This window comes from Hyphomicrobium sp. 99, from assembly GCF_000384335.2.
In the GTDB taxonomy this organism is placed as follows: domain Bacteria; phylum Pseudomonadota; class Alphaproteobacteria; order Rhizobiales; family Hyphomicrobiaceae; genus Hyphomicrobium_B.
This window is the reverse complement of the sequence record NZ_KQ031382.1, coordinates 3,305,777-3,330,410: the sequence shown is the minus strand read 5'-3', so window position 1 is coordinate 3,330,410 and position 24,634 is coordinate 3,305,777. Positions and strand designations below refer to the sequence as shown.

Here is a 24,634-nt window from a genome sequence, read left to right as displayed (position 1 = left end):
TCCCACAGGCGAGGGGGCGTTACTGGAACGCCCGCTTTCCGATATACCGCTCAAGTGGCTGGTGCGAGCGTGAAATATTCTTGGGCCGTTGGCCCAATTGCCGCGCTCAGAGATGATATCGGGCCGGTTTGCTTCGAACCGCGGCGCATGGCATCACCGGCCGAAGCGGCCGATTGAGTCGAGTTCGAGGATACGTTGGAGGCGAAATGACTGGAACGCACGGTGCTGGCGAGCCTGTCGCCGATCCTCGCGACTACGTGCAGGATGGGCTCATCCTCATCGGCGTCAGCAAGTCTGGCGGGGAGTTGAAGCCCGAATGCATCGAGCTGGCGCTCGCCAATCGGCACGGCCTCATCACGGGCGCGACGGGCACCGGCAAAACGGTGACGCTACAAGTCCTGGCGGAAGGATTTTCGGCAGCGGGCGTTCCGGTCTTCGCGGCCGACATCAAGGGCGATCTTTCAGGTATCGCCGAGAAGGGCAAGCCGTCGCCGAAGCTCGTGGAGCGGGCGGAAGAAATCGGCCTGACGCGTTACGGCAATACATCGTTTCCGACCGCCTTCTGGGACATCTTCGGCGTTGACGGACATCCCGTGCGCGCGACCGTGCAGGAGATGGGGCCGCTTCTTCTTTCGCGTCTGATGGAGCTCACGGAGCCGCAAGAGGGCGTGCTGAATATCGCGTTCCGTTGGGCCGAGGATCAGCGCGCTGCGGGCGACGAAAAGATGACGATCCTCGATCTCAAGGATCTTCGCTCGGTCATCGACGAAATGGGCATGAAGGCGTCGACGCTCCGAAGCAAGTATGGTCACGTGGCGCCGGCGACGGTCGGTGTCATTCAGCGCCGTCTTTTGGTTCTCGAAGAGCAGGGTGCCGCTAAATTTTTCGGTGAGCCGGCGCTCGACATCATGGACTTCATCAAGGTTCAGCCGGACGGGCGAGGCGTGGTCAACGTCCTCGCTGCCGAGAAGCTGATGAACACGCCGCGCCTCTACGCGACGTTCCTTCTCTGGCTGCTGACGGAGTTGTTCGAGAAGCTTCCCGAGGTCGGCGATCTCGACAAGCCGAAGCTCGTATTCCTGTTCGACGAGGCGCATCTTCTTTTCAACGATGCGCCGAAGGCGGTGCTCGAACAGATCGAACGGGTGACGCGTCTCATCCGTTCGAAAGGCGTCGGCGTTTATTACGTGACGCAGAGCCCGGGCGATGTGCCTGACCGCGTTTCGGCGCAGCTCGGCAATCGCATACAACATGCGCTTCGCGCCTTCACGCCGAAGGAGCAGAAAGCCATTCGTGCAGCCGCGCAGACGTTCCGCCCCAATCCTGAAATCGATACGGAGCGCGCCATTCAGGAGCTGAAGGTCGGCGAGGCGCTGGTCTCGCTCCTTCACGGCAAAGGCGAGCCTTCGATGGTTGAGCGCACGCTCATCCGGCCGCCGATGTCGCGCGTCGGACCGCTGACGCCGGAAGAGCGGAAAGCCCTCGTTCAAGGTGATCGCGATAACCTGCAGAAATACGGCAAGGAATTGGATCGCGAATCAGCGCACGAGCGGCTGCAGGCACGAAATACCGTCGTCGGTCAGCTGAAGCAGAGGCTTTCATCGTTCTCGAACATCCTCCGCGGCAAGGGATGAGCCGGGGGACGACGGTTGCTATCCGTTGAAAGCAACGGTCAGAACCATTAGGTTTTGCGAGAGAATCGCACGGCAGCTTCTGCCGCTGAGGAGAACGATATGGGTTACTTCCGCTTTCGCAAGACAATCAGCATTCTGCCCGGCGTTCGCATCAATCTCAGCAAGACGGGCGTCAGCGGCAGCCTCGGCGGCCACGGCGCGACGGTGAACGTCGGCAAGAATGGTGAGCAGGTCACGCTCGGCATTCCCGGCACGGGGCTGAGCTATCGCACGCCGCTGAGCACGACGCTGTTCATCGGCTTGATCCTGATCGCAGTTCTGGTCGGCGTCGCCTATCTGGTTTCGCCAACCACGGTGAAGGCGCTGCTGCATTGGTGGCAGCCACACTGGTTCTGATCGAGCATCCCGCTCGCAGACTTTATTTCAGGCGCCGGGCAATCAGCCGGGCGCCTTTTTTTATCGAAAGCTGTCGCTGTGCGCGTTTCGGTTCAACCACTGCCGGGTGTGGCGGCGGAGGACAATTCCCTCGTACGCGGCGTGACTTCAGGTGGGGCGGGGGCTTGTCCCGGCGGAGACTTGAGCCAGATGTTCCTGCGGCCTTCGGCAAAGCCTTCCGCATACAGGGCGGCCTGATAGCGCGGATCGTAAATCTCTTGGGTATGCAGATTGAACGAAGGCGGCACGGCCATAAAATTGAAATCGGCGCCGCCGTCGAGCGCGACCCGGTAGATCTTATAAAGCTCGCCCTGGTTTTGGCTCTTGATCAAAGTCGAAATCGATCGCGCCGCAATTTGCAACGTCGTCGGCTTCACGACCTCCTGCACAGGCGCTGCCTTGCCATTCTTGATGATGAAATAGCGGCGCAAAGGCGGGTTCGGATAGAGCGAGTCAAAGGCGCTGAGCGGGGCTTCGACCGGGCTCACAAATACTTCGCGCGTCGTTCCGCCGTCGACGTGTAACTCTTCGTAGTTCTGGCCACCCGCCACGACCTCGATCTTGACGGGCGGGAAGGCCGCCGGGATGGCGGCGGAGGCGAGGATGACTTTGCGGAAAAGCTCTGTCGCTTCCGGGCTGCGATTGAGTGCGATTTCGCCCATGTTCCAAACGACGGGGCGCTGAGCGTCGAGATTTGTCGTCAGCACCAAGAGCACGCGGCCGCGCTTGTACTGGGCCGCAACCCGGTCGAGTAACTGCCGGTCTATATATTGTGCAATCAGATCCTGAAGCGGCGCGGTGCTCGCGAGCGCCGGGCCGCCGAAGAGGCCGGACAAGATTTCCGGCGTGACGACCTGGTCCTGCTTGTATTGGGTCCAGATCACGCGGAGCTTTTCGTCTTCCGAAGGTCCGAGGAAGGCGAACGGCGCGATGATGGCGCCGGCGCTGACGCCGGTTACGACCTGGAATTCCGGACGGTCGCCGCGCTTCGTCCACCCAGCCAAGACGCCAGCGCCGAATGCGCCGTCCGATCCGCCTCCCGACAGTGCGAGCGTATCGACGAGCTTTCGGCCGTCCCGCGTTTTGGCGGTCTGTCCGATCGGAGGCATGTGCGCCGTGCGACGACGGACTTCTGCGAGGGGATTGCGGGGAACTTCGTCGGCCCAGAAGCGGACGCCGGGCATGCCTGGGATTTCGGCCGTCTCAGCCAACGTGGCGCTGCTGATACCGTTGCGCGGGATCGCAGCCGCGCAACCGGAGACCATAAGCGACGCCACCAGCAGTAGCCCGACCTGTAGCCTAGGCCCTTGCACTCTAGCTAACCCCCAACGCACTCTAACCCCTCGATAGAGCTTCCGGTTTACGGCACCGTGAAGGCTGCGGCAATGGCGGGGAAGGCTCAGTCTGACGATTAAACGGCGTTTCCAAAGATATTATGTGCGCGAGCGTGAACCGCTTAAACGGCATCGGGGCGCCGCATGGCAGGCTTTTCGAGCCGTATTCCATAGCGACGCCCCGGTGATCGAAACGCTTTGCGAGCGAAACCGGATTAACCGGCCAACGCCTCGACGTGCTCCCAGTTCACGAGATTGTCGAACCACGCCTCAAGGTACTTCGGGCGGGCGTTGCGGTAGTCGATGTAATAGCTGTGCTCCCAGACGTCGACACCGAGGATGGGCTTGGAGCCGTACATCAGCGGGTTCTCGCCGTTCGGAGTTTTGACGACCTCGAGCTTGCCGTCCTTGATGGCGAGCCAAGCCCAGCCCGAGCCGAATTGACCCTTGCCGGCTTCGATGAAGTCGTTGCGGACCTTGTCGTACCCGCCGTAACCGTCGACGAGGGTCTGGATGCTGCCCGGCAGCTTCTTGCCGCCGCCGCCCTTCTTCATCCATTGCCAGAAATGAAGATGGTTATAGTGCTGGCCAACGTTGTTGATGAGGCCGACGGCCTTATCGGCGTAAGCATTCTTCACGATATCTTCGAGCGACTGGCCCTCGTATTTGGAGCCAGCGAGGAGCTTGTTGCCGTTCTCGACGTACGCCAAGTGATGTTTGTCGTGGTGGAATTCGAGCGTCTCGGCCGACATGAAAGGCGCGAGGGCATCATAGGCGTAGGGAAGATCAGGTAATTTCAGCGTCATAGGACGACCACTCATTGGAGTTGGGGGTGGATCGAAAGTCGCGGGAAAGTAGCTTTAGCGATCCGCTTGCACAAGACATGGGCTGAACTTGCCGGTCGTGTTGCGGTTCCTACTTAGAGCTTGGTCTCGTCATCGCGCAGGCGCTTTTTAGCCTGTGGGGCCCGCCAAGCGCGAAAAGAGCAAGGTCGGGGAGCCGGCTTTTTCTCATTGGCCCGGCCAATTCTGCTCAAAACAATCGCTTGATTGAGGTCGGCGGGAATACTGGCGGAATTTTGGGGGCTTGACCAAATCGATCGACGGGAAATGGGGCGGACCCGACCGGCACCGTCCCGGTTGGCCTCTTTGCCCCCTAGGTAATAAAAGGGCCGTCTCAAATGAGCTTGGCTATTGCAGGGAAAAGAGGGACGGGCGAGTTTCGCGCTCCCATTCGCAAAGGCCTTCGGCGTTCTTTATTAAGGATAGGCCGGCCGGCTTATGCCGAAAGGCGCGAAAATACATATCTGAGATTGCGAACCGGCGACTTCGGATCTATTTTTCAACCCGCACGTTTGCTCTGATATTTGTTTGTTCAAATGCAATACTGACTGCTTTTTCATTTAGATATATGTAGCCTCAGGCATTAGAAACTGGGAAGGCCAGCAGCCTAAAAGACACCGGACCAATTAGCCCTCGCATCAATAAGTGTTTGCCGAAAATTCACGACTATTGATGAGTGTGCGTTGACAAGGTGACACATCGCGGAGATTCGTGCTGCGAGGGCTTACCGATGTGGTTACACCGCCCAGCAGCATTCAATAGAGGTTTCAGTTTGTCATGCGAAAGGTTCAGAAGATGGCGGCGATCAATGTCGACAAGCTCTCTCTAAAAGAACTTGTTGATCTTGAATCCAAGGTTCAAAGGGCCATCGCCGTTGCTCGGGATCGCGAACGTTCCGAGTTGAAAAAGAAAGTGGCCGATATGGCCGAAACACACGGATTTTCGGTTGCCGAATTGTTTGGCGGCGTGCGGGGCCGCGGAGCGGGAAAAAACAAGTCGGTTGGCGTTGCGAAGTACGCTAATCCCGAGAACAAATCCGACACGTGGACAGGCCGCGGCCGGAAACCCAACTGGTTGGTCGAGCGCCTGAGAAAGGGCGCAAAGCTCGCTGACTTTTCGATTTAATCAATCTGACTATTAGTCAGTAAGAGCCTGAATTACAGCGAATAGGCGGCGATATCCGAAGTGGATATTGCCGCCCATTCTGCATACGCCTTAAATTGATCATTCTTCAGCGGCCACCCCTTTATTCAGCGGCGGCGGAATTCGTAAAGCGCGCGTACGCATCCTGATGTTTTGTGCGTGCAACCTGATGGAATTCAGGGGCGAACGGGATCAGATTTTCATATTGATCGCAGTCGTTAGCACTCACCTATTGACAGTGCTAGCAGGCGGCCGCATATAGCTCACGTGCTCGGGCTTTATAGGAGCCGGTCACGGTTTAGCCGGACGAGCGTTCAGCTGCCGGTCAATCGGCCCCCGAGCCGCGAGCTCTAGAATTGTTCATCAAATCATGAGGTTAGTCCCATGACGTTCCGTCCGCTCCACGATCGTGTTGTCGTGAAACGTATCGAGGAAGAGTCGAAAACCGCTGGCGGCATCATCATCCCAGATACCGCCAAGGAAAAGCCGCAGCAGGGCGAAGTCGTTGCTGTTGGTCCCGGCGCTCGCGACGAAGCGGGTAAGGTCAACCCACTCGACGTCAAGGTTGGCGACCGTGTTCTGTTCGGCAAGTGGTCGGGCAGCGAGGTCAAGATCGACGGCGAAGATCTCCTGATCATGAAGGAGAGCGACATTCTCGGCGTGCTCTCGGCTCCCGCCAAGTCCAAGGCCGCAGCTTAATAATTTCTCCCCCCACAGCTTAGGAGTTGCTCCACATGGCAGCTAAAGACGTCAAGTTCGCCCAAGACGCTCGCGAGCGCATGCTTCGCGGCGTCGACATCCTTGCCAACGCGGTCAAGGTCACGCTCGGTCCGAAGGGCCGTAACGTCGTCATCGAGAAGTCGTTCGGCGCGCCGCGCATCACCAAGGACGGTGTGACGGTTGCGAAGGAAATCGAGCTCGAAGACAAGTTCGAGAACATGGGCGCGCAGATGCTCAAAGAGGTCGCGTCCAAGACGGCCGATCTCGCGGGCGACGGCACCACGACGGCAACGGTTCTTGCTCAGGCGATCGTGCGCGAAGGCGCGAAGTCGGTTGCAGCCGGTTCCAACCCGATGGACCTGAAGCGCGGCGTCGATCTCGCTGTTCAGACCATCGTCGAAGACCTCAAGACGAACTCGAAGAAGGTCACGAAGGACCAGATCGCTCAGGTCGGCACGATCTCGGCCAACGGCGACGAAGTCGTCGGCAAGAAGATCGCGGAAGCGATGGACAAGGTTGGTTCGGAAGGCGTGATCACGGTCGAGGAATCCAAGACCCTCGATTTCGAACTCGATGTCGTCGAAGGCATGCAGTTTGATCGCGGCTATCTCTCGCCGTACTTCATCACGAACGCCGACAAGATGATTGCCGAGCTCGAAAGCCCCTACATCCTCATTCACGAGAAGAAGCTCTCGGGTCTGCAGGCGATGCTTCCGGTTCTCGAAGCCGTCGTTCAGTCGGGCAAGCCGCTCCTCATCATCGCTGAAGACGTCGAAGGCGAAGCGCTCGCAACGCTCGTCGTCAACAAGCTTCGCGGTGGCCTCAAGGTTGCTGCCGTCAAGGCTCCGGGCTTCGGCGATCGCCGCAAGGCCATGCTCGAGGACATCGCTGTTCTCACGGGCGGCACGGTGATCTCGGAAGATCTCGGCATCAAGCTCGAGACGGTTACGCTGCAGCAGCTCGGCCGCGCCAAGAAGGTGACGATCGACAAGGAAAACACCACGATCGTCGACGGTTCGGGCAAGAAGACCGACATCGAAGCTCGCGTGAAGCAGATCAAGGCGCAGATCGAGGAAACGTCCTCGGACTACGATCGTGAGAAGCTTCAGGAGCGTCTCGCTAAGCTTGCTGGCGGCGTTGCCGTTATCAAGGTCGGCGGCGCGACGGAAGTCGAAGTCAAGGAACGCAAGGACCGCGTCGACGACGCGCTGCACGCAACCCGCGCAGCCGTTGAAGAAGGCATCGTTCCTGGCGGCGGCGTCGCTCTGCTCCGTGCAGGCAAGGCCCTCGACAAGCTGAAGCCCGAGAACGACGACCAGAAGGTCGGCATCAACATCGTTCGCAAGGCTCTGCAGGCTCCGGCTCGTCAGATCGCAGCTAACGCTGGTGAAGATGGCTCGGTCATCGTCGGCAAGATCCTCGAGAACTCGACCTATGCGTTCGGTTACAACGCTCAGTCGCACGAGTACGGCGATCTCTTCGCCCAGGGCGTCATCGACCCGACGAAAGTCGTTCGTTGCGCACTGCAGGACGCTGCTTCGGTCTCGGGTCTCTTGATCACGACGGAAGCGATGATTGCCGACGTGCCGAAGAAGGACTCTGGCCACTCGCACGGCGCCCCCGGCGGCGGCATGGGCGGCATGGGCGGCATGGACTTCTAAGGAAGTTTTGGCCTCCGCGCCGTGCAACTCCCTCGAGGAGTTGTCCCCCTCGGCGAAGTCAGAAATCAGAAAGCCCCGCAGCGATGCGGGGCTTTTTTTGTGAGCGAGAATTTTAGGAGGGTCGATGCCTCAAATGAGCAGAGGCGGAAGCGGGTGAATTCCAGGTTTTCCTCAAACATTTGCTCGCGGAAATATGCAGACGCGGATTGTCATTTGTTCAAGGCCGATTCTCGTGATTAATCCGTAGTCAAATATTTCGCGGAATTCTTTGATGCTTTTTTCCTTTTGGTCCGGTCACGTGACCTGGATGGAGCGCCTTTGCGTTGCGTCGGCGAAGGCCATTGGTGAAGATCTCATGGTTTTCACCTATGACAACCGGGAAAAATTGGCAGCCAAGCTCGGCTGCCGCGTTCTCGATGCCGCCTCGATCTTCAGTACCGCCAAAAGAGACGAGGTTCTCGGGTTGGGCGTCGCGCACCTTTCCGATTTCTTTCGGCTCGAGGGCATCGCGCAAGGATGCGGGACCTGGACCGATCTCGATGTGATCTTCATCCAGCCGCTTCCAAGATCCGAATATGTGTTCGGTTGGCAGAATGAGGACCGGATCGGCAATTCCGTTCTTCGCCTGCCGCCCGATAGCGAACTTCTCAAGCGATACCTGGCTTTTTGCCGGAAGCGGCCGATGCATCGTTTTGTGATGCCCTGGATGCCGTGGCCGACGAAATGCAGCCGGCTTATAAAAGGCATTGGCGCTGCGGCAGTCGGCGTTCGTCTTCCTGCGCCCAAATACGGACCGGCGGCGCTGACGTACTTCGCGGAGCTTTGCGGGGTCGATCGCCTCGCGCTCCCCAGGGAGGTTCTTTATCCGATCCCGATCAGAGGGCCTGCGATCACGCGCGTCTTCGAGCCGGGCTTCATCGAGTCGCTCATCACGCCTGAAACGGTCTGCGTGCATCTCTGGCGATCTACGTTTGAAGGCCGCAACGGACTTAGCCTGCCGAAATCAGGATGGCTGGCCGAGCGGGTGGAAGCGTTGTTGCCTTCAGTGAAGGAGACGGTGGGGCTTGGTTAGGGGTGCGCTTTGCGGGCCTATTCAAGCGAGAGGTATTTGCCTCGGGACAATGCTTTTCACCAATTTTCCGCCGCTCGTCCGTAGACGGCTTCTGTAATTGAATCGTTCAGCTGAACTATCGCCTGCGCTCCGTCGCGGATGATGGTAATCAAAACATCCCCCTCCGTGTAATAAAAATGCGTCAGGCCGTCTTTGCTTCGACCAAATCTCACTCCCACGGTAAAGCGGCCTGTAATCGGCTGGCCGATATCAAGCTGAGAGATTAATGGGAAGCCTATGCGAGCGGCGTCTCCCGCTTGAACTTCCAGCACACCCTTAGGTAACTCCATTCTCTCCGGGGACCTTCCTTGTAAGGTGATGGAGCCTCGTTCGATCTTCATGAAAAGCGGATGAATGGAACGGTTCTCCAGAAATCCTGCCAAGCCGACGACGTATTTGTTTGTCGCCGTATCGTCCCCTATGGAACTCGGCGACAGGTTTTTGAGCCGGAAAGCACGCTCAATCGAATGCGTCCGCATGTATTCGGTGACATGGACGAATGCGATTGCGACGAGGCAAGTGGTAGTCACCGCGAAGAAGAGTATCTGATACCAAGGGAGCTGGAAGGAGTTGGTCCAGGCCAGGAATGCACTCATCGCTCCCGTTCCAAAAGCGAGAGTGAGGAGCCACCCAAACGCTTCCCACGCTTCTTTGAGACGAGAAAAGAACCCCCAAGGCTTAACCGCTGGTCTCGACATCGGATCCCCCACGTGACTCCTGGCGACCCTACCGCGCCAGAGGCATGAGGGGAATCTCTCCACCCCCTAACTGGCCAGTGCTCAATTTATAGCTGTGTACAGTCTGTCGCACCGGTTCGCGGCGCGCAGAATTCCTGTACATTTATTCTTGCGCATTACTGCAAAATCTGAAGACGAGCGTCCGCATGAACAGTCATGCGCAGACGAAGGGGATGCTTTTTCTCTGAACACCAAGACAAAGGGAAGAATAGATGTCGGCCGATATCCTGTCCAAGCTCAAGACCTTACACGACGATGTTCGAGCGCGCATTGAGGCGTCGTCGGACTTCAAAGCCATGAAAGCCGTCGAAAGAGCTATCGGCGAGCTTTCGGAAGTAATCAGTCCATCTGCTGCTGCAGAGGCGCCAGCCGCTGCCGCTGAACCGGCGGCTGAGGCAGCTCCGGAGGTTGTGGCTGAGGCGGCTGCTGAAGCCGCTCCAGAAGCCGCTGCAGAGGCCGTAGAGGCGGCTGCTCCAGCAGAAGCTGCCGCAGAGGGGGCTGTCGCGGAAGCCGCTCCTGAGGCAGCTCCGGAGGCTGCAGCCGAGGTGGCCGCTGAGGCTGCTCAAGCGCCAGCCGAGGTCGCTGCCGAAGAGGCACCCGCGGCCGAGGCATCTTCTGAGGCGCCGGTCGCCGAAGCTGTTGCCGAGGAAGCGGCGCCAGCATCTGAGGCTCCGGCGGAGGAGGCTCCGGTCGCGGAAGCTCCTGCGGCTGAAGCTGCAGCTGCCGAGCCGGCTGCGGAGCCTGAGGCACCGGCAGCGGAAGCTGCTGCGCCTGAAGCGTCTGAGGCAACGGAAGCACCAGCGGCTGCGATCGAAATCCCAGCTGAAGACAAACCGTTGGTCGCTGCGATCGTCGCCAATGGGGCTGCCGGGCCTTCAGAGGCTGCGACTACAACTTCAAGTGCTTCTTAAAGGATCTTTGGGGTCACTCTTTCGACGGAAGCCCCGGCAGCGAGAGCCGGGGCTTTTGCGCGGGTCTTAAACGGGGCTGAGCTGGTGAACGTGATGGGGAACCTCATGGGCGGTTCCTGATTTGAGGGGATTGAGAGCAGACGACGAAGTTCGTCGAACATTGGAATAGCCGAGGAGGCTCAGCCATGAATGCGGTCGAAATCCATGATCATGCCCGCAAGCTCTATGGATCTCACGGACCCAAGGCGCTGGCGGAGGCGGCGGAGATGGTGCGGCGGTACGCTCAGACCGGAGATAAGAAGCTCGCTGACGATTGGCGGCGCATTGAATCTGCGCTCAGGGAGCTGCGCGGGCCGGGCCTCAGCTGAGCGTCAAAGAAGCCGATCAGATTTTGGCGCCGATGCGCGCGAGCGCGGAGTAATCGAAGCGGCCCTGACTGAACGCTGCCGTTCGGCCATGGTGTTTTGCGGCTTCACGAACGACGCTTTCGAGATCAAGCCGCGGTGTGACGCTGAAACGGGCGAGCCATGCGCGCATGGCGCTGCGCGGAAGCTTAGGCATCGATTGCATTGTGCCGAAATCGACGATGTGCAGTTCTCCACGCGGGGCGAGCTGCAGGATGGCGCGGTCGATCACGGCTTCCCAGGGCGGAATCATCGACAGCGCGTAGGAAATGAAAATCCTGTCGAACTTTTTGACGCCGAAGAGTTCCGCCGCGGAAAACGTCGTGGCGTCGGCCTGCGCGACCGATATGGCATCCCGGGCGGGGCTGCGATCGATGGCGGCGCGTGCCGTTTTCAGCATCTCTTCGGATACGTCGAGACCGTAGAACTGCACGGCCGGATAGAGGTGCGCGGCGCGCAGCAGGTTGCGCGCCGTTCCGCATCCGATCTCGAGCACCGATCCGGCGACCGGCGGCCTGATCTCTTCAATCAGCTGATCGCGGCCGAGGAGATAGTAGCGGCGCGTCAGATCGTAGATGTAGCGCTGGTGGCGATACATGCCATCCATCGCGCTTGCGGCCGTGTCGGTCATCGCAGAGGTCATGCGGTTTTGACGTAGAGGTGGAAGCCGCCGTAGATCGCGGACCGATCCTTGTTGTGGATCTCGGCCGATTTCGCGGCGTCGTAGGTCCACTGGTTCAGGATGGCATCCGAGACGCGGCCGGGGAGAATGCTTTCCTCGCCTGCGGTGCGGAAGATGACACGGGCGCCCGCGCGAGCCGTGCGGGTGATCTCACGCCAGAGCGAATTGAGCGCGGCGTCGTCCATCCAGTCCTGTGCGTCGAGCAACACGTAGCGGTCGAGGCTGTCTGCCGGTTCGTTCGACAGGAAGCGGATCATGTTGTCGTGGACGACGTTGACCCGGCCGGCGCGGGCCTTGACGGCCATGAAGTTCGACTTGTCGAGGTAGGGCGGGCAGGGGCCTTCGCCTTGTGCCGCGTAGCTGCGGCCGAACGCCTGCCAGGCGAAATAGTTGTCTTTCAGATCGAAGCCGGTTGCCAAGCGCTCGGCGCGTTCCTTCAGAACATCGGCCATGGTGCGGGTGCCCCCGTTCGACAACGCATCGTATTGCACCGGCGGAATGCCCAAGCCAAAGAGCGAGGCGCGGTTCGATGTGATCCAGCGCAACACGGGATGATCGAAGGCGGGGGCGACTTCGCGGGCGAAGATTTCGCGCTGCTCGTCGATGTTGCGGGCATCCAGAATGCGTTTCGGGTTTGCGCCGAACACGCGGGCCGCGAGATGTCCGGTGGCGATGAATCGTCCGAGCAGTCCGTAGTGATAGAAGTTGCGGGCGAAGCGCGAGATGCGGCGGCGGCCCGTCAGATCGCGGCCTTCCCAATAGCTCCGCGTATCCGCGTCGAGGTGCTGGGCGATGAGATCGTTATAGAGCGCGACATTGCGGCGGTCGTTGGCGGCGCCGAAAAAGCGAAAGAACGTTGCGTGGTTCGGCAGGTGCTGAGCGGCGGCAAGTTTCAGCTTCAACAGCGCGATGTGCGTTTCGTTGAGGTCGATCGCGTAAATGCGGGCCGGGTTCGCGGTCAGGTAGCTCATGACGTTGCAGCCGCCCGAGGCAATCGTGAGCATCCGGCTTTGCGGCGTGAGTTCGAGCGCTTCCATATCGGCGCGCGGATCTTCCCAGATCTGCGGATAGACCATCGAGCGGAATGCGAACGTGAAAGTGCGTTCGAGTATGCCGGCCGGGCTCAAAGCGCTGTTCTGGTGAACTGCTTCGCTCAAGAGATCGGAACTCGTCGGCTCAAAAACTTTGGCGGTGGCGTTCAAGGGAGATCTCCGTTTTGTTTGTTTTGGGCGACACGCGTTCCGCGTGCCGGCCGCCCAAAACGAGGGACGACACGCGAGCCGGCCGCCCGAAACTCGCAACTATGCCGCTTCGATGAACCAACGGCCTGAAGGCGCCTGCGAACCGCGGGCGGCCAGATGTTCCTTCCAACGGATGATTTCGAATTGGCCGTCGAAGCGCTCGCCTATGGCGGTGCAGCTTTCGACCCAGTCGCCGCAATTCAGGTAGTGGATGCCGTCGATCATGCGTTCGTTGGCGTGGTGGATGTGGCCGCAGATGAGGCCCTGCGTGTCGCGGCGGCGGGCTTCGCCGGCGAGAGCTTCTTCGAACTCGCCGATGTAATTGACGGCGCTTTTCACCTTGTGTTTCAGGAACGCCGATAGCGACCAGTGTCCGAGGCCGAGCATGCGGCGCATGAAGTTCAGCGGCACGTTGAGTGCGAGGGCGGCGTCGTAGGAACGGTCGCCGAGGAACGCAAGCCAGCGGGCGTAGCGAACGACGACATCGAATTCATCGCCATGCAGAACGAGATAGCGCTTGCCGTTGGCGCCTTCGTGCACGGCATCGCGGCGAAGTTCGACGCCGCCGAAGTTCATGCCGGTATAGTCGCGCAAGCCGTCGTCGTGATTGCCGGGAATGAAGACAACGCGCGTACCCTTTCGCGATTTGCGTAAGAGCTTCTGCAGGACATCGTTATGGCTCTGCGGCCAGTGGGGACCGCGGCGCACCTTCCAGAAATCGACGATATCGCCGACCAGATAGAGGTCCTGGCATTCGACTGTTTTCAGGAAGTCGAGAAGAGCTGTCGCTTGCGAATTGCGCATCCCGAGGTGAATGTCGGAAATGAAGACGGCTCGGTATTCGAGGTGTTCCGGGTTCGGTGCGCTCAAGGTCGGCCCCCAGTCAGTACGCTTCCCATAAAAGCGACTAAGCTTTCATGTAAAACGTAGGACGGGATTCATGTTACAGGCGTGTGACGAAGGCCTGCGGCAGCTTCAAATGCGAGTTGTAAAAGTTAGCGCTAGCCTGGATTTACCAAGACCAGTCGATGAAATCTGTAGCTAGGCGAGGCTTTTTGTCGGCGCTGGGTGAATCCGCTTGCGCGGAGCCGGCCAAAGGCGGGACCGCCGGGCATGGAGCTAAAGCTCGCCCAGCGGCTGACCTTCAATTCTACAGCTCTATGCGTTGGGAGATCCGTTCCCACGCAAACAACAGAGCCGTGTCGATGGCGCCGACGATAAGAAATGCCAGCGCGATCGGATACGTCGATGATTCAGGCAATCCCAGATCGACTCCGCGAGTCGAAACGGCGAGTGCTGAGATAAGGCTGAGAAGAGCTAGAATAGCGAAGACAACTTGGACGAACTTGAGCGAACGCTCGCGCTCGGGACCGATGGTGTCCATCAGGGCATTTCCTCAACGCAATACAAACGGCTGACCCCGCAACGGTGGGGAACTTAGCTTGAGCAAAAGCCAACGTGAAGTGAAATTTGATGCTTAGCTATGCAAGTGCCTTCGCCGCCAATAGTTTCAGCACGTTGCATTGTTGTTCGGCATCGGTCGGGAAATTGTTCCCAATCCACCAGCTTTCGAATGCTTTAAGAATGCCGCCGAGGGCCGGTCCCGGCGCGACGCCAAGCGCGATCACGTCGCTTCCTGAGACAGGCAATTTCGGAGCTTTCCAGCGATCCGGCAGCAGCGCTCTGGCGCGCCAATTGGGGGCGTTGGGAGATGCTTCAGTGCGCGCCCAGGCGAGCATGACCGCCCGCTTGAAGTTTTCCGGGCCGAGCCGGTAGAGGGCGGCGCGGCCTGTCGCTTCGGGTGTTTCCGGATCGATGCCCGGTTCGCCGGTGAAAACAGCGGCGATGCGCGATGCTTCTGCATTCGAGAGCCTGAGCTGCTCGGCGAGGAACCTATCGTCGCCCGGATGAATAACGGCGAGCGCGGCCAAACGCGTTATCGGGTCCGGTGCTTCGCCGAGAGCGGCTTCGATTGCGACGAGCCGCGCGAAACGATCAGGCTCGATGCGCGTGCGGATCGCGAGTTGCAAGATGCCGGCTTTGTACATGACGTCGAGCGCTTCCGGCGCGCCCGGCGCTGCGAAGAGCTTCAGCATCTCGGCACGAACACGTTCGGCGGAGAGAAGAACCAGGCCTTCCTTCAACTCGTCTGCGGCTGCGAGGCCTGTCGGATCGATCTGGCCATTTCCGTATTGAGCGCTGAAACGGAAGAAGCGCAGAATGCGAAGATAATCCTCGCGTATCCGCTGTTTTGCATCGCCGATGAAACGAACGCGACGCTTGCGTAAGTCTTCGAAGCCACCGACCGGATCATAGAGAGTTCCGTCGGGATCACAGTAGAGTGCGTTGATCGTGAAGTCGCGGCGCGAGGCGTCTTCTTTCCAGTCGTCCGTGAAGGCAACGACCGCGTGCCGGCCGTCGGTCTCGACGTCGCGGCGGAGCGTTGTGACTTCATAGGATTGTCCGTCCGCGACGACTGTTACGGTGCCGTGGTCGATGCCCGTCGGATAGGCGCCGAGGCCGGCGGCGCGGGCGAGCCGCATGGTCTCGTCCGGAATGGCCGTCGTCGCGATATCAACTTCATTGACCGGGCGATCGATCAGGGTGTTGCGGACAGCGCCACCGACCACGCGCGTTGTCGCGCCGTCTTTCGCAAGCGCTGCGAACACTTTTTCGATCGCGGGAGAGCGGAGCCAAGCGGCGTTCACGCGTGGCCATTTGATTGTGGTTTCTCGCATGGATCAGGGCTTCGCCGTTTGCGGTTCGGCGGGTTCGGGAACATGGACGCTATGAGCGGGCTCCAGTTTTCCATCTTCGATCGAGGCAGGGACGTAAACATCACGCGGATCGTTGTGTGAGCGGGAGGAAAACGCGATGAGCGTTCCAAGCATCAACGCTGCGCCCGCGAAGAACAGGCGAAGCAACGGAGCCCGCGCAACGATCGTCGGCAGGCCCGCCCATTCGTCTTCCTTGAACGCGATCCACATGACGTACACCAACGTCGGCAACATGAAGAAAAATATGTTCTCTATGACAATTCGGGTCATGTGCTGAACAGTCTCCGATAGAGCGTGCGAATGATGCCCGCCGTCGCGCCCCAAATATAGCGCTCTCCGTAAGGCATCGCATAGAAATGACGCTCGACGCCTCCGTAGACCCGACTGTGTATCTGATGATTGGCTTCGTTCATTAAAAAAGCGAACGGAACTTCAAAAACGGCGGCGACCTCCTCTGGATCGGCGGTCAGCTTGAAGCCGGGGCGGACGAGGGCAACGGATGGCGTGATGATGTAGCCCGTGCCGGTGCGATACGGCGGGAGGAATCCGAGGGGCTCGATGAAGGCAGCATCCAACGCAATCTCTTCCCGGGTCTCCCGCAGTGCAGCAGCGAGCGGACCAGCGTCGTGAGTTTCCACCTTTCCACCAGGAAAGGCGATCTGACCCGCGTGAGATGGCAAATGATCCGTTCTCGTCGTCAGCAGGACGGTCAGGGGCGAGTGCGCTATGATCGGCACGAGGACGGCGGCATGGCGAAGGCCTGCTGGAATGCGCTCACTTCCGGGATTGAGGTCATCGTCGCCGGGCGAGTGAGGTTCGTTAAGGAGGGGCGGGTTAGGGAGGAGGCGCGACCGCGCTAGTACCTCGAACGCCGCAGCATCGAATTCCGGTATGTTCATATCGGTCATATTAGGGGCGGAAAGCGGGTTCATTGCTCAACCTTAGCGGAAGTTGAAGGATGAGACGATCGGATGGCCGGGCTCCAATGAATCACGGTACCTTCTATTCGTGATTTCAAGCTGTGTCTCGTTGACAAACTCGATGACAGGCAGGTGGAGCTGACCTTGGCGTACGTAAGAACGACATCGCCGTTTCGTGTGCTGGGCCTATGCATCATGGCTCTGGCGATGCTGTTCGTTGTCCCGTCGCTAAATGCGCAGGCGCTGTCGACGGCGGATTTTTTCGCCTCTCTTTCCGATGGCGAGGTGCAGCAGTTTCAGGAGTGGAAGGCCGCGCGGCGAATTTTCGAGGCGCAGCTCGATCAATACTGGGCTGCGGTGGACCAGAAGCGCCTTGGACGCAAGAAGAAGCGGTCTCAGAAAGTTCCGTTCGACTCGACCGATTATGTGATGAGCTTCCCGCCGACTTATCAGGGTCCACCATTGTCGGGCGATCTCGCCGCGAAGTACGAAAAATTCCTCACGGCGCAGCGACAGAGCGATCCGACGCAGCCGAAAGAGCTGGCGACAATCCCTGATTACCTCGTCGCGGCGAAGAGCGTTTACAACTTCGCTCCGGAACGGGTGTCGGAGAAGGAATTCAAGCTTCGCTATGCGACGGAAGCTGCGGCTCTCGGACTTTCGAAGGAGCAGGTCGTCAGGGTTTACGCGCTCGAGACGGGCGGCGTCGGCACCTACGATATGCAATCGGGAATTCATCCGACCAAGAAGACCGGTCGTGCGATTTCGAGTGCGCTCGGCTATGCGCAGCTTCTCGACGCCAACTCGATCAACGAACTCGCGCGCAGCGGGCCGATTTTTATTTCGCGCCTCACTCAGAAGCTCCGCAATCCGAAGAACTCGCCGGAACGAACGGCGCTGCTGAAGCACAAGCTGGCGGTGCTGAAAAAAATGTACGCGAACGTCAAGCATCAGCCGTTCGAATGGGATGTGCAGCAGGCCTACGCGAAAACGCGCGAGGGCATGGGCATTCACACGCTCAACATCGACGGCGATATCGGGCCGATGCTGCAGGCGATGAAGCTCAAGACACTGCGGGATACGGCAGAAAAGCAGGGCCGATATTCGCTTTCCGGAGCTGAACTCGAATTGATGAATCTGGCGGGACCGATGACGGGCCTTGAAATGATGCAGTCACCAGGAACGGAAGCGCCGACGCCGAACTTCTTCTCGAGGCGCGCCTACTACGTCAATAAGATGGTGATCGGGTTGACGGGGTCGCAGCTGCAGGCTGAACTCGACCGGCGGATGACGTATGCGATCTCGAAGCCGGGGTCGGTTGAATTTGCGGCTGCGTTCGACAGCATTTCGGCGAGAGGCGCCGAGCGTTGAGCCCGGCGCCGCTATTGCGTGGCGATCCGCTAATCAATCGCCTTTTTCATTCTTAGGCGCGCACGTCTTCCGTCGTTAGCGCGGGGTAATCGGTATAGCCCTTGGCGGTGCCGCCGTAGAACGTGGACGGGTCGGGCGGGTTCAGTGGCGCGTTCAGCTTGAACCGCTCGGGCAGGTCTGGGTTGGCGATGAACTGCTTGCCGAAGGACACCGCATCGGCCGCTCCGGATTTAATGACAGCCTCCGCCGATTCCTTCGTGAACTTCTCGTTGACGATGAACACGCCGCCGAATGCTTTCTTGAGCTCTGGGCTGATCCAATCCGCGGCTTCATGTTCGCGCGTGAAGATGAAGGCGATTTTGCGCTTTCCGACTTCGCGGGCGACGTAGCTGAAGGTCGCGAGGCGGTTGCTGTCGCCCATCGTGTGTGAATCGCCGCGCGGCGCGAGATGGAGGCCGACGCGATCAGCGCCCCAAACTTCGATGCAAGCGTCAACGACTTCGAGCATCAAACGCGCGCGGTTTTCGATCGGGCCGCCGTAGGCGTCGGTGCGATGGTTCGTCGAGTCCTGCAGGAACTGGTCGAGGAGGTACCCATTGGCGCCATGAACTTCGACGCCGTCGAAGCCTGCGCGCTTGGCGTTTTCGGCGCCGCGGCGATAGTCGGCGATGATGCCGGGGATTTCGCTCAGCTCCAGCGCTCGCGGCACGACGTAATCGCGCATCGGGCGTACGAGGCTCACGTGGCCCTTGGCGGCGATGGCGCTCGGCGCGACAGGCAATTCGCCGTCGAGATAGACAGGATCAGAGATCCGGCCGACATGCCAGAGCTGCAAGAGAATGGTGCCGCCTGCGGCGTGGACGGCATCGGTGATGCGCTTCCAGCCTGCGACCTGCTCCTCCGACCAGATGCCTGGGGTGTCGGGATAGCCAACGCCCATCGGCGTAACGGAGGTTGCTTCCGAGAGCATCAATCCGGCGGACGCCCGCTGCACGTAATACTCGCGCATGAGGTCGTTGGGCACCCGGCCGGCACTGGCGCGGCAGCGGGTCAGCGGCGCGAGCACGACACGATTTTTGAGCGTGAACGCCCCGGCTTGGAGCGGATCGAAGAGTGATGCCATTGGATCTTCCTGGAAATTGTGCGGCGGGAAAGCTTCTAATAGGGCGGCCGTCAGGTGTGTCTAAGCTGGGGCGGAAGCGGAGCCAACTCAAGATGGCGGGCACTGCATTATTGCCGCGGCTGCAATAGTCGGCGCTGTTGCTGCAAAAACCTTCAGGCTTCGACCGAGTCCGCGGTCTGTGGCTCGGGAGAAAAAAGGGCTTTCAGCGTTGAAGGCTCGTAGATGCGCTCTTCGAACTTTCCGCGATACTTTTCACGGATTGTCTGTCCGAGCCGGGTAAGTGCGCTTTCGTCGACCGTTTCATTGAGCGAGATACTTCCGTTGCGAAGCTTGCTCGTTCGCCAGGTCTTGAAAACGCCGCGCCGCCGATCCGGAATGCCGCGAATATCCTGCTGGACGAGACGCAGATACGGAATGCGACTGCCGAGAGCATAACGCCATCCAGCTTCCGGCGGGTGCAGGGGGCCCAGCGGATCGGGCTTCGCCTCGCGGTTCAGCTTTTCGATATCGATCGCGAGGTCTGTGGCTGATTGGATTTTCGCGGCCATCCAGAGAAGCGCAATATCGGAGAGTTCCGTTTCGGGCGAGCCGCCGCCCACGTCGGCGTGTGTTCCGGGAAACCACGCTTGCTGGACGTGCCGATGCGGCGGCAATGCGATGTCATGGGGAAGCGTGAACATCGCGGGGCGGAATGTGCCGCGCGTTTCGTCGATCGCAACGGCGTGCAGCGCGACGTCGATCGTGTCGTGCCATCGGACGTCGTGGTAACTGCGGCTGCTGCGGAGCCATCGCCACCAGTGTGGAGTTCCGGCATATTCGACCGTATCCCAGACGCCGATGCAGCGGATCGGGACCGGATAGTGGCAGGAGCTGCTCTGTTCGGCGACGGCATTGAAATCGCGTCGGCGTTCCGGTTTTCGATAGAGGCGCCAAGCGTCGTCGATGGCGAAGCCCGCGTCCTTTCGTGCGATGCCGAAAAGCGCGATGAAGCTCGCGAGGCTGCGCGCTTCGTAAGCGCCGCGCGAGAAACCGAATAGATAGATTTCATCGCCCGGTTCGTAGGTATGGCTGAGGAACTGGTAGGCCGCGCGGATCCGCTCGCCAATTTCAAAACCTGTGGCTTCCTTGAAGGAAATCGATCCTTTTTGCGAGGCCGGGGTGCCCACGACATAGCGTACGAGTTGCCTGACGCCCTGATCATCTGCGGGGAGGACGGCGCGTGTGAGCTTTGCAACGTTGGTCGACGGCAATGCCTCGACATCGTCGTTCCACGTGCCATCCATGGAGCAGACGAGGCGTTTCATTGTGCCTTCCCCCCGAAGGCTGCCGTCGCGCTATCGAAGCGCGAAAGCCATTAGGGCCACTTTACCAGGGGCGGCATCGACGAAAGAATGCTTTCGACATTGCCGCCCGTTTTAAGTCCGAACATCGTGCCGCGATCGTAGAGAAGGTTATATTCGACGTAGCGGCCGCGGCGAACCAATTGCTCATCGCGCTGCTCGTCGGTGTAGGCCGCCGCGTAATTGCCTCTCACGAGCATGGGATAGACGCTCGCGAAAGCGCGGCCGACGTCCTGCGTGAAGGCGAAAGCTGCGTCCCAGCCGCCTTCGGCTTCGGAGGGCGTCAGGTAATCGTAGAAAATACCGCCGACGCCGCGCATTTCGTTTCGATGCGGCAGGAAGAAATACTCGTCGCACCATTTCTTGAGCTTGGCGTAATCGGCAATCGGGTGAGCCGCACACGCGCCGTACATCGCGGCATGAAATGCCAGGGTGTCGGCATCCGATTGCGTGCGGCGCTTTTCGAGCACGGGCGTCAGGTCGGCGCCGCCGCCGAACCACCATTTGGACGTCGTGATCATGCGGGTGTTCATGTGAACCGCCGGCACGTTGGGGTTGCGCGGATGCGCGATCAACGAAATGCCGGATGCCCAGAATTCGGGGCTTTCATCGGCGCCCGGAATCTGTTTGCGGAATTCTGGTGCGAATTCTCCGTAAACGGTCGACGTATGCACGCCCACTTTTTCGAAGACGCGGCCGTTCATCATGCTCATCACGCCGCCGCCGCCTTCGGCGCCTCTGTGATCGGTGCGTGACCAGGGCGTGCGTGTGAACGTGCCCGGCGCATCGCTGCCATGCGGAGCAGTTTCAGGAAGCCCAGCTTCGAGTTTCTCGAACGCAACGCAAATATCATCGCGCAGTTTTTCAAACCAGGCGCGTGCGGTTGCTTTCTTTTGCCCCAGAGGCGTATCGGATGCGTTCATCTAGAAGAGGGTACCGTGTCTTGTTTTTGACGGAAAAGACCCTTAGCCCTAACAGGCACCCACTTTCAATATCCGGTCGCCGTCGCCCGTCGGATCTTCCGACCTGCGATCATGCGCCGCTTTTTTGCTTGCGATAACATCATGCTTAGCCGCCTCATGCGTTGGGGGGAAACCCAAATCAAGCCGTTTGACGACCGCGCCATCGTGCGGCCGCCGGACCGGCTTTGGGCATTCTATTGGTTTTTTATCAAGCCTCTTTGGCCGTATTTCCTGCTTCTGCTGATTGCGGGCTGCCTGGGCTCCACGATCGAAGTGGCGCTGATGGGGTTTGTCGGCACGATCGTCGACAGGATGCGCGTGGAGAGCGATCCGGCGAATTTCGTCTCGACGCACGCCACGATGCTGACTCTGATGGCGTTTGTGGCGCTCATTCTGAGGCCTGTCGTTTCGACTGCGCACGACTTCATCAAAAATCAGATGCTTTCGGCCGGCTGCACATCGCGCATTCGCTGGCAGACGCACCGCTACGTGATGCGGCAGAGCCTCGGTTTCTTTCAGAACGATTTTGCGGGCCGTGTCGCCAACAAGATCATGCAGACCGGAACGTCGCTGCGTGAAAGCGTGGTGCAGCTCATCGACGCCCTTTGGTATGCGAGCGTGCAGTTCGTCGGGTCGGCGTTGTTGTTTGCTGCCTCGGATTGGCGGCTGACGATACCGCTCATCATCTGGCTCGTCGCCTATATCGTCGCGCTGCGCTATTTCGTGCCGCGCATCAAGCAACGCTCGACGGAAGCGTCCGAAGCGCGCTCGATGCTCGTGGGCCGCATCGTCGACAGCTACACCAACATCATGACGGTGAAGCTCTTCGCGCACGCTGAGCGGGAAGACGCTTACGCGCGCGAGGCGCTGACCGAGCAGATGCAGAAGTGGCAGGCTTCGCTGCGGCTCATCACGGCGATGGAAATCGTTCTCTATGTGCTGAACGGCATTCTTCTCGTCGCGACGACTGGAACTGCGATCTGGCTTTGGACCATGCAGTACGTCTCCGTCGGCGACATCGCTGTCGTCAGCGGTCTCGTCATTCGCATCGTGACGATGTCGGGTTGGGTGATGTGGACGATCGCGGACGTGTTCGAGAACATCGGCGTCGTGCACGAAGGCATGGAGACGATCTCGCGTCCGAACCTTCTGGTCGATGCTCAGGATGCCAAACCTCTCGTGGTCCCGCGCGGCGAGATCCGGTTCGATCACATTCACTTCCATTATGGCGCGGGCCGTGCGGCTTCGGCGGATGCGCCGCCTCGCGTCATTGAGTCGTTGTCGCTGACGGTTCGTCCGGGTGAAAAGGTGGGGCTCGTCGGCCGTTCGGGCGCCGGCAAGTCGACGCTCGTCAATGTGCTGCTGCGCTTCTACGACCTCGAAGGCGGCCGCATTCTGATCGACGGTCAGGATATCGCGCGTGTGACGCAGGATAGCCTTCGCGCCGAGATCGGTATGGTGACGCAGGATACGTCGCTGCTGCACCGTTCGGTCCGGGACAACATTCTCTACGGGCGTCTAGACGCGAGCGAAGCGGAAATGATCGCGGCGGCGAAACGGGCCCACGCGCATGAGTTCATCCTCGGGCTCGAGGATCTGAAGGGCCGTCGCGGCTACGATGCGCATGTCGGCGAGCGCGGCGTGAAGCTTTCGGGCGGGCAGCGGCAGCGCATCGCGATCGCGCGCGTATTGCTGAAAAACGCTCCTATTCTGGTTCTCGACGAGGCGACGAGCGCACTCGATTCCGAAGTCGAATCCGAAATCCAGTCGAGTTTCGAAACGCTGATGCGCGGCAAAACCGTGATCGCGATCGCGCATCGGCTTTCAACGATCGCGGCGATGGATCGTCTCGTCGTCATGGAGGACGGGCAGATCGTGGAGGAAGGCTCGCACGCCGATCTTCTGAAGCGCGGCGGGCTTTATGCGCAACTCTGGGCGCGCCAGTCGGGCGGCTTCCTGACGCGCGAGGCGGCGGAGTAGGTGGGGGCGTTTCCCCGCTATCGCTTGGTCCGGGGCTGTCTTGCGAGCGTCGGCGGTCTGTTTGCAGCCAGTGCTGCAAGCGTCGCGACGGCGTGGCGAACGTTGAAGAACCGCGGCACCTCGGATTTGTAAGCGAGGTAGGCGCTGCCGTAGCGCGTCTCGAGCCAAGGTTCCTCAGTAATCGCCATCATCGCATAGACAACGACGAGGGACGCGGCGAGCAGGGTTGCGTCCCAGGCGGCGGCAGCGAGCCCCAGAGTCGTGTACGCCGCGATGGCCGTTGCGTACTGCGGGTTTCGTGTCCAGCGGTAGATGCCGTCGGTCGCCAGGCCGCTCGCCTGGCAGTAGGTGGCTTTGCGGCCGAGCGACCATAGCGCGTTGATGTAGGCCAATCCGGCGATCGCTGAGACGGCTGCGAGCGCAATCCGAAGCGGGACGGCGGGACCGGTGAGCGTCGTCAAAAAGCGCTCGATGCCGAGGACCAGCACGACGACATTCAATGTGCGGAAGAGAGTCCAGAAGCCGAAGCTTTTGAGTGAGCCCGCGGGCGGCGCGGGCCAGATGCGCCATTCGCTATTCAGTTGGCCCGCGATGAGGCCTGCGATCAGCAATATTGCCGATGCGGCGCCTGCAATTTCCAGAAACGTCTCGATCGGCATGGCGCTGTGATTCGTGAAGGCTGCGCGCCGGAAATGCAGCAGTCACGTGTCACGCGTGCGACAGCCGAGAGCGTCAGGCGTGAGGATAACCGTTCGTCTGGCGGAGCGCCTCGCCGAGAACGATGGCGGCTGCGACGGCGACATTCAACGATCTCAATCCCGGCCGCATCGGGATTGTGATCCGTGCATCGACACGGTCGTGGACCGTGTCCGGAACGCCGGCGCTTTCGCGGCCGAGCATCAAGGTATCGTCGGGCGCGAAGCGGAAGTCGCAATGGGAGGTTGCAGCTTTGGTCGTCAGCAAAACGAGCCGGCCTTGCGGAGGCGTGGCGGCTGCTCGTGTTTCCATGAAGGTATCAAACCCCGCGTACCGCGAGAGTTCGACGTGGGGCAAGTAATCGAGGGCCGCGCGTTTGAGCGCGCGGTCGCTCATGTCGAAGCCGGTCGGTCCGATCACGTCGACGGGGATACCGAAGCAAGCACAGAGGCGCAGAATGGTGCCCGTGTTTTGCGCAATGTCGGGCTGAAAAAGAGCAAGTCGCATCTCAGCGCGACCTGCGTGAAGGCCGCGCTCCCTGTCCAGTCCTCAATATGCGCCAAATTGCCTCTCGCCTTATGTCGCGCTCGTTGTTGATAGCGGAGGCAAA

General features: G+C 60.0%; 25 protein-coding genes. 10 read left to right on the top strand and 15 right to left on the bottom strand.

Features of this window, described 5'->3' with window-relative positions; all coding sequences use genetic code 11:
* The first annotated feature begins 206 nt into the window (after positions 1-206).
* Positions 207-1,634: a helicase HerA-like domain-containing protein gene (locus tag G359_RS16120; RefSeq protein WP_045836950.1), complete on the top strand. Its 1,428-nt coding sequence runs from the start codon at positions 207-209 to the stop codon at positions 1,632-1,634.
* 99 nt (positions 1,635-1,733) lie between these two features.
* On the top strand, positions 1,734-2,030 hold the full coding sequence (locus G359_RS16115; protein ID WP_045836949.1) for a DUF4236 domain-containing protein: 297 nt from the start codon (positions 1,734-1,736) through the stop codon (positions 2,028-2,030).
* A 92-nt stretch (positions 2,031-2,122) separates the two neighbouring features.
* Here G359_RS16115 and G359_RS16110 read toward each other — a convergent pair whose 3' ends face one another.
* Positions 2,123-3,382: a patatin-like phospholipase family protein gene (locus G359_RS16110; protein ID WP_045836948.1), complete on the bottom strand. Its 1,260-nt coding sequence runs from the start codon at positions 3,380-3,382 to the stop codon at positions 2,123-2,125.
* A 236-nt stretch (positions 3,383-3,618) separates the two neighbouring features.
* Complete coding sequence (locus G359_RS16105; RefSeq protein WP_045836947.1) at positions 3,619-4,209, bottom strand: superoxide dismutase; 591 nt, start codon at positions 4,207-4,209, stop codon at positions 3,619-3,621.
* Positions 4,210-5,022: 813 nt separating this feature from the next.
* On the opposite strand from G359_RS16105, the gene G359_RS16100 reads away from it, so the two are divergent.
* From G359_RS16100 to G359_RS16085, 4 genes are all read left to right on the top strand, one after another.
* Positions 5,023-5,370, top strand: coding sequence for an H-NS histone family protein (locus G359_RS16100; protein WP_045836946.1), 348 nt, complete (start codon positions 5,023-5,025; stop codon positions 5,368-5,370).
* Positions 5,371-5,772: 402 nt separating this feature from the next.
* The gene (gene groES, locus G359_RS16095; RefSeq protein ID WP_045836945.1) at positions 5,773-6,087 is read left to right on the top strand and encodes a co-chaperone GroES; all 315 of its coding nucleotides are present in this window, start codon (positions 5,773-5,775) and stop codon (positions 6,085-6,087) included.
* Between the two features lie 35 nt (positions 6,088-6,122).
* A complete protein-coding gene (groL, locus tag G359_RS16090; RefSeq protein WP_045836944.1) occupies positions 6,123-7,769 on the top strand; it encodes a chaperonin GroEL in 1,647 nt (548 codons plus the stop codon).
* A gap of 271 nt (positions 7,770-8,040) precedes the next feature.
* Entirely contained in the window at positions 8,041-8,841 is an 801-nt protein-coding gene (locus G359_RS16085) for a glycosyltransferase family 32 protein (protein ID WP_045836943.1), read from the top strand.
* 56 nt (positions 8,842-8,897) lie between these two features.
* On the opposite strand, the gene G359_RS16080 is transcribed toward G359_RS16085, so the two are convergent.
* Positions 8,898-9,578 carry a hypothetical protein gene (locus G359_RS16080; protein ID WP_156150797.1) on the bottom strand — a complete coding sequence of 227 codons (681 nt, stop codon included), beginning with the start codon at positions 9,576-9,578 and terminating at the stop codon, positions 8,898-8,900.
* Positions 9,579-9,829: 251 nt separating this feature from the next.
* On the opposite strand from G359_RS16080, the gene G359_RS16075 reads away from it, so the two are divergent.
* Both G359_RS16075 and G359_RS16070 read left to right on the top strand, forming a co-directional pair.
* The gene (locus G359_RS16075) at positions 9,830-10,528 is read left to right on the top strand and encodes a hypothetical protein (RefSeq protein ID WP_045836941.1); all 699 of its coding nucleotides are present in this window, start codon (positions 9,830-9,832) and stop codon (positions 10,526-10,528) included.
* A gap of 185 nt (positions 10,529-10,713) precedes the next feature.
* Positions 10,714-10,896 carry a hypothetical protein gene (locus tag G359_RS16070; RefSeq protein WP_045836940.1) on the top strand — a complete coding sequence of 61 codons (183 nt, stop codon included), beginning with the start codon at positions 10,714-10,716 and terminating at the stop codon, positions 10,894-10,896.
* A 16-nt stretch (positions 10,897-10,912) separates the two neighbouring features.
* Here G359_RS16070 and G359_RS16065 read toward each other — a convergent pair whose 3' ends face one another.
* The 7 genes from G359_RS16065 to G359_RS16035 all read right to left on the bottom strand — a co-directional run bounded on the left by G359_RS16065 (position 10,913) and on the right by G359_RS16035 (position 16,564).
* Positions 10,913-11,575: a class I SAM-dependent methyltransferase gene (locus G359_RS16065; RefSeq protein ID WP_245280066.1), complete on the bottom strand. Its 663-nt coding sequence runs from the start codon at positions 11,573-11,575 to the stop codon at positions 10,913-10,915.
* Positions 11,572-12,816, bottom strand: coding sequence for a BtaA family protein (locus G359_RS16060; protein ID WP_045836939.1), 1,245 nt, complete (start codon positions 12,814-12,816; stop codon positions 11,572-11,574). The genes G359_RS16065 and G359_RS16060 overlap by 4 nt, the downstream gene beginning before the upstream one ends.
* Before the next feature lie 99 nt (positions 12,817-12,915).
* A complete protein-coding gene (locus G359_RS16055; RefSeq protein ID WP_045836938.1) occupies positions 12,916-13,725 on the bottom strand; it encodes a UDP-2,3-diacylglucosamine diphosphatase in 810 nt (269 codons plus the stop codon).
* Between the two features lie 280 nt (positions 13,726-14,005).
* The gene (locus G359_RS16050; protein ID WP_045836937.1) at positions 14,006-14,239 is read right to left on the bottom strand and encodes a hypothetical protein; all 234 of its coding nucleotides are present in this window, start codon (positions 14,237-14,239) and stop codon (positions 14,006-14,008) included.
* 97 nt (positions 14,240-14,336) lie between these two features.
* The gene (locus tag G359_RS16045; RefSeq protein ID WP_045836936.1) at positions 14,337-15,593 is read right to left on the bottom strand and encodes a CCA tRNA nucleotidyltransferase; all 1,257 of its coding nucleotides are present in this window, start codon (positions 15,591-15,593) and stop codon (positions 14,337-14,339) included.
* A gap of 3 nt (positions 15,594-15,596) precedes the next feature.
* Positions 15,597-15,902: a DUF6111 family protein gene (locus tag G359_RS16040; protein ID WP_045836935.1), complete on the bottom strand. Its 306-nt coding sequence runs from the start codon at positions 15,900-15,902 to the stop codon at positions 15,597-15,599.
* The gene (locus G359_RS16035) at positions 15,899-16,564 is read right to left on the bottom strand and encodes a CoA pyrophosphatase (RefSeq protein ID WP_045836934.1); all 666 of its coding nucleotides are present in this window, start codon (positions 16,562-16,564) and stop codon (positions 15,899-15,901) included. Before G359_RS16035 ends, G359_RS16040 begins: the two co-directional genes overlap by 4 nt.
* A 132-nt stretch (positions 16,565-16,696) precedes the next feature.
* Between G359_RS16035 and G359_RS16030 the strand changes: the two genes are divergently transcribed.
* Positions 16,697-17,923, top strand: coding sequence for a hypothetical protein (locus G359_RS16030; protein ID WP_045838119.1), 1,227 nt, complete (start codon positions 16,697-16,699; stop codon positions 17,921-17,923).
* Between the two features lie 52 nt (positions 17,924-17,975).
* On the opposite strand, the gene G359_RS16025 is transcribed toward G359_RS16030, so the two are convergent.
* The 3 genes from G359_RS16025 to hemF form a co-directional block, all read right to left on the bottom strand.
* Positions 17,976-19,046 carry an alkene reductase gene (locus G359_RS16025; protein WP_045836933.1) on the bottom strand — a complete coding sequence of 357 codons (1,071 nt, stop codon included), beginning with the start codon at positions 19,044-19,046 and terminating at the stop codon, positions 17,976-17,978.
* 152 nt (positions 19,047-19,198) lie between these two features.
* A complete protein-coding gene (locus G359_RS16020; RefSeq protein WP_045836932.1) occupies positions 19,199-20,350 on the bottom strand; it encodes a DUF2235 domain-containing protein in 1,152 nt (383 codons plus the stop codon).
* Between the two features lie 50 nt (positions 20,351-20,400).
* A complete protein-coding gene (hemF, locus tag G359_RS16015; RefSeq protein ID WP_045836931.1) occupies positions 20,401-21,309 on the bottom strand; it encodes an oxygen-dependent coproporphyrinogen oxidase in 909 nt (302 codons plus the stop codon).
* 141 nt (positions 21,310-21,450) lie between these two features.
* On the opposite strand from hemF, the gene G359_RS16010 reads away from it, so the two are divergent.
* Entirely contained in the window at positions 21,451-23,328 is a 1,878-nt protein-coding gene (locus tag G359_RS16010; protein WP_045838118.1) for an ABC transporter ATP-binding protein, read from the top strand.
* Between the two features lie 17 nt (positions 23,329-23,345).
* Here the strand turns inward: G359_RS16010 and G359_RS16005 are convergent, their stop codons facing one another.
* Both G359_RS16005 and G359_RS16000 read right to left on the bottom strand, forming a co-directional pair.
* Positions 23,346-23,987 (bottom strand): methyltransferase family protein, encoded by a 642-nt coding sequence (locus G359_RS16005; protein ID WP_045836930.1) that lies wholly within the window; start codon positions 23,985-23,987, stop codon positions 23,346-23,348.
* A 73-nt stretch (positions 23,988-24,060) separates the two neighbouring features.
* Positions 24,061-24,531, bottom strand: coding sequence for a tRNA (cytidine(34)-2'-O)-methyltransferase (locus G359_RS16000; protein ID WP_045836929.1), 471 nt, complete (start codon positions 24,529-24,531; stop codon positions 24,061-24,063).
* Between the last annotated feature and the right edge of the window lie 103 nt (positions 24,532-24,634).